Origin of the sequence: Xanthomonas hawaiiensis, from assembly GCF_031834635.1 — a bacterium.
Classification (GTDB): Bacteria; Pseudomonadota; Gammaproteobacteria; order Xanthomonadales; family Xanthomonadaceae; genus Xanthomonas_A; species Xanthomonas_A sacchari.
Genome location: NZ_CP115873.1, coordinates 214,172 through 227,678, shown reverse-complemented (window position 1 = coordinate 227,678; position 13,507 = coordinate 214,172). Strand labels below are relative to the sequence as shown.

Genomic DNA, 13,507 nt, shown 5'->3' with positions numbered 1-13,507 from the left:
AGTCGCCGGGCTTGCTATCGTGGCGGCCCCCTTCGGCTTCCGATGCCATGAGCGAACTGCAGGACCTGGTCGCGCTGATCCGCGCCAACACACCCCTGATCGTGATCGAGACGCAGGAGGAGGCGCGCATCGTCGATCTGTTCCGGCAGGCCCTGATGCAGGTCTGGCGCGCCCTGCACCGCTGGTCGATCACCGAGGGCCTGCGCCGCATCGACCTGGACCGCGAGGATCCGCCGAGCGGGCCGCCGGACGCCAGCGCGGTGCTGCAGGCGATCAAGCAGGCCGATCAGCGCGGCATCTACCTGCTGCTCGACGTCACCCCATACCTGGGCTATGCCAGCCACCAACGTCTGTTGCGCGACATCGTCGAACGCCGCCACTGCCAGCCGCACGTGCTGGTGCTGATCGGCACGCACATCGAGTTGCCGGCCGAGCTGGAAGCGCTGGCGACCCGCTTCAATCCGCGCCTGCCCGACGCCAACGCGCTGCTGAAGATGGTGCAGGAAGAGGCGCTGGGCTATGCGCGCGAGTTCGGCGGACGCCGGGTGGAGGTCGACGGCGATGCGGTCAAGCAGATCCTGCGCAACCTGCGCGGCCTCAGCCTGATCGACGCGCGGCGCATCGCCCGGCAACTGATCTACGCCGACGGCGCGCTCACCGCATCCGACCTGCCGCAACTGGCCAAGCTCAAGTTCGAACTGCTCAACCGCAGCGGTCATCTGCAGTACGACAACGATGCGACGCGCTTCGAGGACGTGGCCGGCGCGCGCCGGCTCAAGCAGTGGATCGCGCAGCGCCGCGCGGTGTTCGCCGGCACCGCGCCGCCGGGGCTGGACCCGCCCAAGGGCGTGCTGCTGCTCGGCGTGCAGGGCTGCGGCAAGTCGATGTTGGCCAAGGCCACCGCGGCCGGGTTCGGCGTGCCGCTGCTGCGCCTGGACATGGGCGCGCTGTACGCCAAGTACCACGGCGAGACCGAGAAGAACCTGCGCGACGCGCTGGCCGCGGTCGAGCAACTGGCGCCGTGCGTGCTGTGGATGGACGAAATCGAGAAAGGCCTGGCCAGCGGCGGCGAGGACGGCGGCGTGTCGCGGCGCGTGCTCGGCACGCTGCTGACCTGGATGGCCGAACGCGGCAACGCCGACGGCAGCGCCGGGGTGTTCATCGTCGCCACCGCCAATCAGGTGCACGAGCTGCCGGCGGAACTGCTGCGCAAGGGCCGCTTCGACGAGATCTTCTTCGTCGACCTGCCCGATCCGCAGGCGCGGGTGGAGCTGTTGCGCCTGCACCTGACCCGGCGGCAACTGCACGCGGACGCGTTCGCGCTATCGGCCTTGGCTGCCGCCGCCGATGGGTTCTCCGGGGCCGAGATCGAGCAGGCGATCGTCTCCGGGCTGTATGCCGCGCATGCCGAACAGCGGCCGCTGGACACCGAGCTGCTGATGCAGGAGATCCGCAATACCCGGCCGCTGTCGGTGCTGATGGCCGAGCAGGTGCAGGCGCTGCGCAGTTGGGCCAGCGGGCGGACGGTGCCGGCGGATTAGCGGCGGGCGATTGTTGTCACTGGGTGATGCCGCTGTGCGAGGCTGCGCCCGACCCTCACCCCAACCCCTCTCCCGGGGGGAGAGGGGCTTTGGCTTCTCCCTTCTCCCCTCGGGAGAAGGTGCCCCGAAGGGGCGGATGAGGGTGCGAACGCGCGTGACACCATGCCGCACGATTTAACTCCATTGCGCCGCCTCTACCGCAACGCCCCCAACAACCACGCCCACGCCGGCAAAGTGACCAGCGACAGCAGGATGCCGTAGCCGACCAGGGCCGCGGCCAGACGCGGCGCCAGGCGATGCGAGATCGCCAGCAGGGCGGCGGTGATCATGGTCGGCATCGCCGATTCCAGCACGTTGGCCTGCAGCGCCTGCCCGCGCAGGCCCAGCGCCCACGACAGCGGCCAGGCCAGGGCCGGCAACACCAGCAGCTTCAACAGCAGCCCGGCGGCCAGCGGCGCCAGTTCCTCGCGCGGCAGCCGCAACTGGATCGAGAACCCCACCGCCAGCATCACCAGCGGCAGCATCGCGTCGGCCAGGTGCTGCAGGCCGGAGGCGATCCACGCCGGCGGCTGCGCCGGCATCAGCGTCAGCGCGAACAGCAGCGCCCACAGCGGTGGGAACCGCGCCATCCGCAACAGGGTCTGCCGCGGCGATGGCGGCGCCTCGCCGCTGTAGCGCGCCAGCACGTACAGGCCGAAGCTGGACAGCAGCACGAAGGTCCCGAACTGGTCGTAGACCACCGCATACGGCAAGGCCGCCTCGCCGAGCAGCGCGCGCACCATCGGGTAGCCGATGAAGCTGGAATTGCCCAGCGCCACGCACAACAGCAGCACCGCCTGCTGCTCGCGGCGCAGCCGCAGCGGCCCGCGCAGGGCCAGCATCGCCAGCGCGCTCACGCCGGTCAGCAGCCATGGCGTCAGCATCAACCCGAGCAGTTCCAGGTTGAACTGCAGGCGCGGCACGTAGATCAGCACCGAGGCCGGCAGGCACAGATACAGCACCACCCCGTTGAGCACCTCGGTGCTGTTGGCCGGCAGCACGCGCAGACGCGCGAACAGCTTGCCGAGCGCCAGCATGGCCAACATCAGGGCGAACGCATCGAAAGCCATCGGCACAGCACGAAATCAGCGGGTACGCGGCATCATCGCATGGCATGTGCACGCAGGCCGTCGAGGCGTCGCGCGACCGAAGCCGCACTTGGCCTGCGCCCAGCGCGGGCCGGCGCTCCGCGCAGGCGCGACGACACAGTGCGCTTTGCGACCGCCCACGACCCGCACCCTAGATTGCGCGGCTACTTGCGCGGGCCGCGTCGCGCTTCCTGGACGCGCGTACCTCAGGGCCAGGCCGGCGGCGCAGCCTTCCAGGCGGCCTGCACCTCGGCCAGGGTGGCGCGCTCGTCGTCGCGCCAGGTCGGCAGCAATGCCGCGAAATCGGCCGTGGCGCCCCATTTGTCCGGCCAGGTGCGCGCCGCCGCGGCATACCACGTCACCGCCTCGTCCTTGCGCTGCAGGCGCCACAACGCCAGCGCCAGGGTCGGCGGCAGCCAGTCCGGCGCGGCCGGGCGGCCGTTGACCAGCGCGCCCCACTGCGCCAGCGCGCGCGCCGGGTCGCCGGCACGCAACAGGTCCCACCCGTAGTTCCACTGCACCTGGCGCCGCTGCTGGCCGGCGGGCAGCGCATGCAGCGCGGCCTGGTACAGCTGTTCGCCCAGTTCCTGGCGGCCGCCGGCCATGGCGATGCCGGCCAGTTGCGCGCGCGCTTCGTTGGCGTTGGGATCGCGCTGCACGGCGCTGGCCAGGCGATCGACCAGGGCCTCGCCGCTGCCGGCGATGGCGGTGATCGGACGCGTGGTGCTGCGGTCTTCGTCGAAATAGAACTCTTTCGGTGCCGGCAATGCCTGCGCCCGCACGCTGGCCGCGGTGGCCAGCCCGATGCAGGCCAGCATCGCGGCCACTGCGTATGTGTATGCCTTCACTGCTGCAATCCCCTGGAGTGATCCCCTCACCCAGGTCCCATCCTACCCCGCCGGGGCCGGCGTGGACGAGAACGGGCGCAAAAATCGCCGCTGATACAATCGGGGCGATCGCGCGCGGCAGGCGCTGCGCGCCCGCCAGCCTTCCATTTCCGGGCAAGCCATGAACCGCATCGCCGATCCGCGTCCGTCGTCCTCCCTCGCCGCAGCGGCCGCTGACGGCGTGGATACCGGCTATACGCTGGAAGACAAGTACACCCGTACCGACGGCCGCATCTACCTGTCCGGCGTGCAGGCGCTGGTGCGGCTGCCGCTGATGCAGCAGCTGCGCGACCGCGCCGCCGGCCTCAACACCGGCGGCTTCGTCAGCGGCTACCGCGGCAGCCCGCTGGGCGGGTTCGACCTGGAACTGTGGCGCGCGCGCAAGCACCTGGACGCGGCCAACGTGGTGTTCAAGCCCGGCCTCAACGAGGACCTGGGCGCGACCATGGTCTGGGGCACGCAGCAGACCAACCTGTTCCCCGGCGCGCGCGTGGATGGCGTGTATGCCATGTGGTACGGCAAGGGCCCGGGCGTGGACCGCTGCGGCGACGTGTTCAAGCACGGCAACGCCGCCGGCACCTCGCGCCACGGCGGCGTGCTGGCGCTGGCCGCCGACGACCACGCCTGCCGCAGCTCGACCCTGCCGCACGGCTCGGAGGACGAGTTCGTCAGCGCGATGATGCCGGTGCTCAATCCGGCCGGGGTGCAGGACATCCTCGACATGGGCCTGCTCGGCTGGGCGATGAGCCGCTACACCGGGCGCTGGATCGGCTTCAAGACCATCGCCGAGACGGTGGAATCCTCGGCCTCTGTGCAGGTGGACCCGTTCGCCCGGCAGATCGTGCTGCCGGAGGATTTCGACCTGCCGCCGGGCGGCCTCAACATCCGCTGGCCGGATCCGCCGCTGGACCAGGAAATGCGCCTGCACCGCTACGCCGTGCGTGCGGCGCAGGCCTTCGCCCGCGCCAACGGCATCGACCGCACGGTGATGGACGCGCCGCAGGCGCGGCTGGGCATCGTCACCACCGGCAAGAGCTATCTGGACGTGCTGCAGGCGCTGGAGTATCTGGGCCTGGACGCGGAGGCCTGCGCGCGGATCGGCATCCGCGTGTACAAGGTCGGCATGACCTGGCCGCTGGAGCCGCTGGGCATCGCCGCGTTCGCGCGCGGGCTGCAGGACATCGTGGTGGTGGAGGAGAAGAAGGCCTTCATCGAGCGGCAGATGAAGGAGCAGTTCTACAACTGGTCGGCCAGCGCCGGCCCGCGCCCGAGCATCGTCGGCAAGTACGACGAGGCCGGCGAATGGATCCTGCCGTCCACCGGCGAACTGACCCCGGCCACCATCGCCGGGGTGATCGGCCAGCGCATCCTGCGCCTGCCGCAGTCCGCCGCGCTCGACACCGACTCGATCCAGCAGCGACTGCGCTGGATGGAGGCCAAGGAAGCCGAAATGGCGCTGCCGCGCGCCAATTTCCCGCGCGTGCCGCACTACTGCTCCGGCTGCCCGCACAACACCTCCACGGTGGTGCCGGACGGCTCGCGCGCGCTCGGCGGCATCGGCTGCCACTACATGGTGACGTGGATGGACCGCGCCACCGACACCTTCACCCATATGGGCGGCGAAGGCGTCACCTGGGCCGGGCAGGCGCCGTTCACCGACACCCCGCACGTGTTCCAGAACCTGGGCGACGGCACCTATTTCCACAGCGGCTCGCTGGCGATCCGCCAGTCGATCGCCGCCGGCGTCAACATCACCTACAAGATCCTCTACAACGACGCGGTGGCGATGACTGGCGGGCAGCCGGTGGACGGCACCCTCAGCGTGCCCGACATCGCCCGGCAGATGCGCGCCGAAGGCGTGCAGACCATCGCTCTGGTCAGCGACGACATCGGCAAGTGGACGCGGCGCCGCGAGCTGTTCCCCAGCGACGTGGAGTTCCACGACCGCAGCGAGCTGGACGCGGTGCAGCGGCGCCTGCGCGAGGTCAAGGGCACCAGCGTGCTGATCTACGACCAGACCTGCGCCACCGAGAAGCGGCGCCGGCGCAAGCGCGGCAAGCTGCCCGATCCACCCAAGCGCGTGCTGGTCAACTCGCTGGTCTGCGAAGGCTGCGGCGACTGCGGCAAGAAGAGCTTCTGCGTGTCGGTGCTGCCGAAGGAGACCGAATACGGGCGCAAGCGCCAGATCGACCAGTCCAGCTGCAACAAGGACTACTCCTGCGTGTCCGGGTTCTGCCCCAGCTTCGTCACCGTGCACGGCGGGCAGCCGCGCAAGGGCCGCAAGGCCGAGGCCGCGGCACTGCTGGAGCAACTGCCGGCGCCGAGCTTCCGCAGCGACCTGAGCCAGCCCTGGAACATCCTCATCACCGGCGTCGGCGGCACCGGCGTGGTCACCATCGGCGCGTTGCTGGGCATGGCCGGGCACCTGGAGGGCAAGGGCGCCAGCGTGCTCGACCAGACCGGCCTGGCGCAGAAGGGCGGCGCGGTCACCACGCATATCCGCATCGCGCGCCAGCCCGAAGACCTGCACGCGGTGCGCATCGCCGCCGGCGAGGCCGACCTGGTGCTCGGCTGCGACATGGTGGTGGTCAACGACTACTGGGCGCTGTCCAAGGTGCGCGGCGACCGCTCGCAGGTGGTGCTGAACACCTACGAGGCGATGCCGGGCACGTTCACCACGCATCCGGACATGCAGTTCCCGGCCGCCGACATCATTGCCGGGGTGCGCCTGGCGCTGGGCGGGCGCGATCCGCTGCTGCTCGATGCCACGCAACTGGCCACCGCGCTGCTCGGCGACGCCATCGCCAGCAACTTGTTCATGCTCGGCTACGCCTGGCAGCAGGGCCTGGTGCCGCTGTCGCACGCGGCGCTGATGCGCGCGATCGAGCTCAACGGCGCGGCCGTGGCGATGAACCAGCAGGCCTTCGCCTGGGGCCGCCTGGCGGCGCTGGACCTGCCGGCGGTGCGACGCGCGGCGGGTCTCGCCGATCCGGCCGCGGACGAGGGCGAACGCCAGGCGCTGGGCCTGCAGCAACTGCCGCCGGGCGAGTGGGAGGGCCACGAGGCCGGCGCCAGTGCCGCGCCGCGCAATCCGCCCAATCCGCGTCCGGCGCGCGAACTGCCGGCCGCTGCCGAGAGCGGCGAGGCCGGGTACGCGTCGCTGGACGACAGCCGCCTGTCGCGCTCGCTGCACGAACTGATCGCGCGCCGCCACGCCTTCCTGGTCGACTACCAGGACGCCGCCTACGCCGCGCGCTACACCGCGCTGGTGGAGCGCGTGCGCGCCGCCGAGCAGCGCGTGGCCCCGGCCTCGACCGCGCTGACCGAAGCGGTGGCGCGCTACGCGTTCAAGCTGATGGCCTACAAGGACGAATACGAAGTCGCGCGGCTCTACACCAGCGGTGCCTTCGCGCAGCAGGTGCAGGCGCAGTTCGAGGGCGACTACCGCCTGCGCTTCCACCTGGCGCCGCCGCTGCTGGCGAAGAAGGACGAACACGGCCGGCTGCGCAAGCGCGAGTACGGGCCGTGGATGTTCACTGCGTTCAAGTGGCTGGCCAAGCTGCGCCGGCTGCGCGGTGGCGCCTTCGACGTGTTCGGCTACAGCGCCGAGCGCCGCGGCGAACGGCAGTTGATCGCCGACTACCTCGCCACCGTGGACGAACTGTTGCAGCGGCTGCAGGCCGACAACCTGGCGCTGGCGGTGCAGATCGCCAGCATCCCGGAACACATCCGCGGCTACGGCCATGTCAAGGAAGCGCACCTGCACGAGGCCAAGCAACGCGAGGCACGGCTGCTGGCGACCTGGCGCAATCCGAAGGCGCTGCACATCGTGCAGGCGGCCTGAGTGGGAGGCGCAACCCTGCTGCCGTGAAGTGGCGCCGCAGCGGTGGCATCGAGGCGTCCGACGGAACGCGGTGCGACCGGCGCCGCGTTTGCGGCCCTTCCCGCGTTCCGCGCGTCCGTGCATCCGCTGTAGGAGCGGCTTCGGCCGCGACCTGATTCCAACGGCAGCATCGCCCAAGGCGACTGGCCTTGGACACCATTCGCACGTTGCGTGGATCGCCATCGATCCACGGTCGCATCATCCTCGAAGGAGCATCGCGTGAAGCGCTTGGTCAAACTCGCATGCGTGGCGCTCGTGGGCGCCATCCTGCTGTTCTATCTGCTGGCAGAGCACGCTGGCCCCTGGATCATGCCGCGGTTCATCACGATCCGCGTCGTGGCAGGACCCGATCGGCCGCTCTCCGGCGCGAGGATTCGCGTCCTGCAGGACGTGTGGTCGATCCCGTGCCTGAGCTACATGGGGATCTCGGGCGCGAGTTGCGCATCGGGCAAATGGACGGTCTTCCATGGCCGCCTGGATCGCAACGGCGAAGCGCGGGTGTTGGTCTTTCAGGCAGCCGGGCTGCGGGCCGACTCGTATATCGCCTGCATCAATGGAAACCAGTACGAGGGCTATTTCGCCTACACCGAGTGGCCGGAGCAACAGGACGTGCAGCGTCTCACCCTGGACTACAAGCGCCTGGAGCAGCAACGAACAGGGTGCATGAACGGCTATGGAGAAGAACAGTTGGCGGCGCCGGCGTGGTGGGATGCTGCCTTGAAGGAAGACGCCGAGGCGGATGCACAGGCCGAGGCAGAGGCGCAGGCGGATGCACAGGAAGACGATCCGTTGCAACCGACGGCTCCACAACCTCCGGATGGTTCGCCGACGTCGGACCGACTGTAGCGGCCGGGCTGTAGGGGCGGCTTCAGCCGCGACCTGCCATGTCACCAGGTGGCGATGCAGCCTGTGCCCAACGGTTTCCCACGCGCCACTACCATGCAGATGCACCCCGATCGATCACGATGCTGTCGATGACGGAAGGGTCTGCGCGTCGGGACTGAAGTCCCTCCCACATGGTTGCTTCCGTCCACTCCGCATACGACACAGCGGCCGTAGGCAGCGGCCGCTGTGTCGTATCAAAGCGCGATGCAGTCGAGTGCCGGATGGCAACTCGACCGAAGACATTCAACGGAGCGAACGTTGAAATCAGACCCGCGGATCGGGCGGATTGCCGCGGCCCGGGCGGTCGTAGCGATCCGAATCGAAGGCTTCGCGCACGGCCGCCTTCGCCTGCGCCCAACTCAGCCGCGAGCGATCCTTGGCGCGCTCCCATCCGCTTTCCAGGTCCGTGTCCAGGCGATCGTCCCAGACGCGGTCGCGATAGCGGCTGCGCGCCTGCACGCCGTAGCGGTAGGCCGGGCGGTAGTCGTCGTAGCTGCTGTCGGTATCGCGGTAGTCCACGGTGTCGAAGCGCTCGGCGTAGTAACGATCGCTGTCCTCGTAGGTGCGGTACGTGGCATCGGCACGCTCCCAGGAATCGCGCGCGGCCAGCCGCGCCTCGTCCCACTCCAGGCGCGAGTCGCCGCGGCGCGTGCCCCAGTCGTGCGACAGCTCACGCTCGTGTTCGTCCCAGGTGCGCGAGGGATACTGCTCGCGCGCCTGCAGGCCCAGGCCGTAAGCCGCGGCGTAGTCGCGGTCGTAGTCGTAATCGGCCTTGGCGTAGTCGCGGTTGCGATACTCCTCGCGCCAGTAAGCGTCCTCGCCGGTGGGATCGATGCGCTCGGCCACGCCCTTGCCCGCGGCCGCGCCGGCGACCACGCCCACCGCCGCGCCGATCAAGGTGCCGAGCGGCCCGAACACGGTGCCGGCCAGTGCGCCTGCGGCCACGCCGCCAGCGGTGCCGCCGATGCCGACCCCGACCGGATGCGAACCCGGGGTGCCGGAGATCGGGTCGCGATTGAGATCGCGGGCTTTGTCGTTGTTGTCCATGGGAACGCTCCGTGGCGAATGAAGGAAGCACCGGCTGCAGGCACATGGGCGGCGGCGGGTGTCGGCGCACAGTCGCAAGCCGGCGGTGAATCCGCCGTGGCACGGTGGTGAACCCGCCATGAGGGGAGCGGCGCGCTTTCGTCACCTGGACGCAACGCGCGGCTGCCAGCCACGCCGTCGCGCTCAGCCGCGCCTAGCCGCGGCGCCAGACCAGGCAGCGGTTGTTGGCCGGCATCGCCACGTCTTCCTGCAACCTCAGGCCTTGCGCCTGCGCCAGCGCGTCCACCGCCTCTGCATCGCGAATGCCGCTGGCCGGGTCGCGCGCCTTCAGCCACGCATCGAAATCGCGATTGCTGTCGCTGGTGAAGGCGCCGCCGTAGTTGAACGGGCCGTACACGGCCAGCACGCCATCGCTGCTGTTCGCCAACAACCGGCCGACACCGGCGAAGAACGCCTGCACCGCGTCCCAGCCCATGATGTGCAAGGTGTTGGAGGTGAACACCGCATCGTAGCCGCTGTGCGGCCACGGCCCTTCGCGCACGTCCAGCGCCAGCGCCGGCGGCGTGTTCGGCAAGCCTGCCGCCGCCAGCCACTGGGCGATGCCGGGCAGGTGCTCGGCGCGCTCGCTGCATTGCCAGGTCAGGTGCGGCAGCGCCGCGGCGAAGTGCACCGCGTGCTGGCCGGTGCCGCTGCCGATCTCCAGCACATGGCGACGATCGGCGAAGTGCCGCTGCAGCACCTGCAGGATCGGATCGCGGTTGCGGTCGCAGGACGGCGCGTAGGGTCGATCGCTCATGGTGTCGTGCACCTGTGTGTGCCATTGCGTGCTGCGGCGCCACGCACTCGCGCGAATGGCAGCGGGTGACGGCTCATCCGCGCGAGCGCACGAAGATGCGCTTGCCACCGCCCTCGTTGCCACGCTCTTCCAGTTCGAAGTGAGTCGACAGTCGGCGCAGCAGGTCGCTGAGTTTCTTGTGCCCGTACAGGCGCGGGTCGAAATCCGGGCGCACCTTGTTCAGATAGCTGCCGACGCTGCCCAGCCCGGCCCAGCCCTGGTCGTCGGAGGCTTCCTCGATGGCCTGGCGCAGCAGGGTCAGCGGCGCCGCCGCCTTGGTCTCGGCCGGCGCCGGCACCGGCTCCGGCTTGGCCGGCGTCGCGGCCGGCTTCTTGCGGCCCTTGGCCGCCGGCTTGGCGGCCGCAGCGGCGGGCTTGGCCGGTTCGGCGGCACTGGCCTCGCTGCGCAGCACTTCGGTGTAGATGAACTTGTCGCAGGCCTGCACGAACGCGTCCGGGGTCTTGCGCTCGCCGAAGCCGTACACCGTCGGCCCCTCCTCGCGCAGACGCTGCGCCAGGCGGGTGAAGTCGCTGTCGCTGGAAACCAGGCAGAAGCCGTCGAAGCGGCCGGTATAGAGCAGGTCCATCGCGTCGATGATCAGCGAGCTGTCGGTGGCGTTCTTGCCGCTGGTGTAGGCGAACTGCTGCACCGGGCTGATCGAGTGCTTCAGCAGCGCCTGCTTCCACTGGGTCATGCGCGTGCTGGTGAAATCGCCGTAGATGCGCTTGACGCTGGCCAGGCCGTACTTGGCGACCTCGGCGAGCAGGCCTTCGATCACCGACGGCTGCGCGTTGTCGGCGTCGATCAGCACCGCCAGCCGCGGCTGGTCGTCGTCGCTGTCGGAACGGTGGCGGGTTTTCATGGCATGCACCTGCGGCAAGGAAAGATCGGGAGAAACGTGGGAGCGGTCGCCACTGTGCCAGCGCGCGCTGCCCACAGCCAGCGCAATGCGGCGACCGCCATGGCTCACCGCCCCGCCGGCAACGCCTCGTAGGCCTGGCGCACCGCCGCTTCGCCGTAGCGGCGCTCCAGCCGGCGCACGATGAAGTGGCCGCGCGCCATCGCCTGGAAGTGGGCGATGAACACCGTGTTGAGCAGCGCGCCGCTGGCCGCGCCGACCAGCGGCACCGCCTGCGCCGCCAGCTTCTCGCTCACCGTCACCGAGAACTTGGCGGCGATGCGCGACAGCAGCGACACCAGCACCGGCGCACCCTTGCTGCCCAGTCCGTGCGCGGCGATGTACTGCGCCGCGGCGCTGAGCTGCTGCGCCATCGCCGCGCGCACCGCAAAGTAGCCCGATTCGCTGCCGTCGTCGCGCTGGCTGCGGCCGCCGTGCGCCAGCACTTCCAGGCAGGCCAGCGCGGTCGCCGGATCGTCCAGGCGCTCGCCCTCGGCGCGAGCGATGTCGGCGATCGAGCGCAGCATCAGCGTCGTGGTCAGCGGCAGTTCCACCACCAGCCCGGGCAGGCCGAAGAAGCCGCCGGCGGCACCGGTCGCCGCCACCGCGGCGCCGTGCAGGCGCGGCCGTGCGCGTTCCGGCGCCTGCCCACGCAGGGTCAGCAGCGCCGAACGCAACGCCACCCGCAGCGCGCGCTGGCTGACCGCATCGATGCGCGAGGACAGCATCTTCGGCAGGCGCTTGCTGATCAGCGCCTCGATCGGCGCACCCACCGCATTGGCGATCTTCGCCGCCAGGCCGGGGTGTTCCAGCAGGGCGCGCGCCTGGGCCAGGTCGCGGTGGTCGGCGGCATCCATCACGGGGACGGGCAATAGCGAGGTCATGGCCGAGGCTCGTGGCGAGGGAGGCGACAGCATGCACCGGGCGGCAGCGGCGTGGTGTCGAGGGGCGATGACCGGTGCGGGACGTTCAGCCATCGCGCGCCGGTGCGCCCAGGGCAGGCCCTAGATCCGCTCCAGCGCGCGCTGGTGGGTGCGCGGCCCGAACCGGCCCACCACCGCGGCAGCGATCAGCAGGCTGGCGGCGATGAAGCCCAGCACGCCGCGGTGGCCGGTGCGGTCCAGCAGCATGCCGATCAGCAGGCTGCTGGCGGCGGTGGACAGGCGGCTGAAGGAATAGCAGAAACCCACCGCGCGGGCGCGCAGTCCGGTGGGGAACAGTTCGGCCTGGTAGCCGTGGTAGGCGAAACTCATCCAGGCATTGCAGAAGGTGACCGCCGCGCCGCAGGCGATCAGCAGCAGCGGCTGGTGCTGCCAGGCGAACAGCAGGCCGAACAGCATCGCGCCCAGCGCCGACATCACCACCTGCCACTTGTTCTCCCAGCGCTGCGCCACGCCCATCAGCAGCAGCGGCGCCAGCGGATAGGCCAGCGAGATGGCGAAGGCGTAGCCGAGCCCGTGCACGCTGTCGGCGCCCTGCCGCGCCAGCAGCGCCGGCAGCCAGTTGCCGAAACCGAAGAAACCGATCGCCTGGAAGATGTGGAAGGTCACCAGCATCGCCATGCGGCGCCGGTACGGGGGCTGCCATAGCGCGGACAGGCGCGGCGGCGGCGCAAGGGATGCAGGTAGCGGCTCCGGCGCCGGCAACGGCCGCCCCAGGTCGGCGGCGCAGCGTGCCTCCAGCCGCTGCAGCACTGCGTCGGCCTCGGCATGCCGGCCTTGCGTGGCCAGCCAGCGCGGCGACTCCGGCAGGCGACTGCGCAGCCACCACACCGCCAGCGCGAAGCCGCCGCTGAGCAGCGCCACCCAGCGCCAGCCGCTCAGGCCCAGCGGCGCGTGCGGCACCAGCGCCCAGGCGCTCAGCGCCACCGCCGGCACCGCCAGGAACTGCAGGCAGAACGCCAGCGCGAACGCGGCCCCGCGCATCTGCCGCGGCACCATCTCCGACAGGTAGGTATCGATGGTGACCAGTTCGATGCCCAGGCCGATGCCGACCACGCCGCGCCACAGGATCACCCCCAGCGCGCTGTGCTGCAGGCCCATCGCCACGGTGGCCACGCTGTACCAGAGCAGCGCGAAGGAGAACACCGCGCGGCGCCCGACGCGATCGACCAGCGGGCTGAGCAGGCTCGCGCCAAGGAACAGGCCCAGGAACGTCGCCGAGGCGAACGCGGCCTGGTCGGCGATACCGAATACCCCCGCCGCGCCGTCGGCGAAGAGGCCGTCGCGCAGCAGGCCGGGGCTGAGGTAGGCGGTCTGGAACAGGTCGTACAGTTCGAAGAAGCCGCCCAGCGCCAGCAGCGCGACCAGGCGCCACAGAGTGCCGGTGGGCGGCAGGCGTTCCAGGCGCGCCGCGACCAGGGCGACGGGATCGGAAACGGCAACGGCAGCATCGCGCATGCGGG

General features: G+C 70.4%; 10 protein-coding genes. 3 read left to right on the top strand and 7 right to left on the bottom strand.

Annotation, left to right across the window (positions count from 1 at the left end; translation table 11 throughout):
* The first annotated feature begins 47 nt into the window (after positions 1-47).
* Positions 48-1,541 (top strand): AAA family ATPase, encoded by a 1,494-nt coding sequence (locus tag PG878_RS00970; protein ID WP_209030375.1) that lies wholly within the window; start codon positions 48-50, stop codon positions 1,539-1,541.
* Positions 1,542-1,735: 194 nt separating this feature from the next.
* Here the strand turns inward: PG878_RS00970 and PG878_RS00965 are convergent, their stop codons facing one another.
* Both PG878_RS00965 and PG878_RS00960 read right to left on the bottom strand, forming a co-directional pair.
* Complete coding sequence (locus PG878_RS00965) at positions 1,736-2,650, bottom strand: AEC family transporter (protein WP_209030595.1); 915 nt, start codon at positions 2,648-2,650, stop codon at positions 1,736-1,738.
* Positions 2,651-2,874: 224 nt separating this feature from the next.
* Positions 2,875-3,486, bottom strand: coding sequence for a tetratricopeptide repeat protein (locus tag PG878_RS00960; RefSeq protein ID WP_209030594.1), 612 nt, complete (start codon positions 3,484-3,486; stop codon positions 2,875-2,877).
* Positions 3,487-3,676: 190 nt separating this feature from the next.
* On the opposite strand from PG878_RS00960, the gene PG878_RS00955 reads away from it, so the two are divergent.
* Positions 3,677-7,399 (top strand): indolepyruvate ferredoxin oxidoreductase family protein, encoded by a 3,723-nt coding sequence (locus tag PG878_RS00955; RefSeq protein ID WP_209030374.1) that lies wholly within the window; start codon positions 3,677-3,679, stop codon positions 7,397-7,399.
* Positions 7,400-7,657: 258 nt separating this feature from the next.
* Positions 7,658-8,284: a hypothetical protein gene (locus PG878_RS00950; RefSeq protein WP_311163341.1), complete on the top strand. Its 627-nt coding sequence runs from the start codon at positions 7,658-7,660 to the stop codon at positions 8,282-8,284.
* A 303-nt stretch (positions 8,285-8,587) separates the two neighbouring features.
* Here the strand turns inward: PG878_RS00950 and PG878_RS00945 are convergent, their stop codons facing one another.
* The 5 genes from PG878_RS00945 to PG878_RS00925 form a co-directional block, all read right to left on the bottom strand.
* The gene (locus PG878_RS00945; RefSeq protein ID WP_209030373.1) at positions 8,588-9,370 is read right to left on the bottom strand and encodes a hypothetical protein; all 783 of its coding nucleotides are present in this window, start codon (positions 9,368-9,370) and stop codon (positions 8,588-8,590) included.
* Between the two features lie 193 nt (positions 9,371-9,563).
* The gene (locus PG878_RS00940; protein WP_209030372.1) at positions 9,564-10,166 is read right to left on the bottom strand and encodes a DUF938 domain-containing protein; all 603 of its coding nucleotides are present in this window, start codon (positions 10,164-10,166) and stop codon (positions 9,564-9,566) included.
* Positions 10,167-10,239: 73 nt separating this feature from the next.
* Entirely contained in the window at positions 10,240-11,067 is an 828-nt protein-coding gene (locus PG878_RS00935; RefSeq protein WP_209030371.1) for an NYN domain-containing protein, read from the bottom strand.
* A gap of 104 nt (positions 11,068-11,171) precedes the next feature.
* Entirely contained in the window at positions 11,172-11,987 is an 816-nt protein-coding gene (locus PG878_RS00930; RefSeq protein ID WP_209030370.1) for an EcsC family protein, read from the bottom strand.
* A gap of 120 nt (positions 11,988-12,107) precedes the next feature.
* Positions 12,108-13,502, bottom strand: a complete 1,395-nt coding sequence (locus PG878_RS00925) for an MFS transporter (RefSeq protein WP_209030369.1) — start codon at positions 13,500-13,502, stop codon at positions 12,108-12,110.
* Positions 13,503-13,507 lie beyond the last annotated feature (5 nt).

Bases quoted from the DNA above. Each gene is read 5' to 3' on its own strand.
- PG878_RS00970 (WP_209030375.1), top strand. From the start codon at position 48: ATGAGCGAACTGCAGGACCTGGTCGCGCTGATCCGCGCCAACACACCC.
- PG878_RS00965 (WP_209030595.1), bottom strand. From the start codon at position 2,650: ATGGCTTTCGATGCGTTCGCCCTGATGTTGGCCATGCTGGCGCTCGGC.
- PG878_RS00960 (WP_209030594.1), bottom strand. From the start codon at position 3,486: ATGCTGGCCTGCATCGGGCTGGCCACCGCGGCCAGCGTGCGGGCGCAG.
- PG878_RS00955 (WP_209030374.1), top strand. From the start codon at position 3,677: ATGAACCGCATCGCCGATCCGCGTCCGTCGTCCTCCCTCGCCGCAGCG.
- PG878_RS00945 (WP_209030373.1), bottom strand. From the start codon at position 9,370: ATGGACAACAACGACAAAGCCCGCGATCTCAATCGCGACCCGATCTCC.
- PG878_RS00940 (WP_209030372.1), bottom strand. From the start codon at position 10,166: ATGAGCGATCGACCCTACGCGCCGTCCTGCGACCGCAACCGCGATCCG.
- PG878_RS00935 (WP_209030371.1), bottom strand. From the start codon at position 11,067: ATGAAAACCCGCCACCGTTCCGACAGCGACGACGACCAGCCGCGGCTG.
- PG878_RS00930 (WP_209030370.1), bottom strand. From the start codon at position 11,987: ATGACCTCGCTATTGCCCGTCCCCGTGATGGATGCCGCCGACCACCGC.
- PG878_RS00925 (WP_209030369.1), bottom strand. From the start codon at position 13,502: ATGCGCGATGCTGCCGTTGCCGTTTCCGATCCCGTCGCCCTGGTCGCG.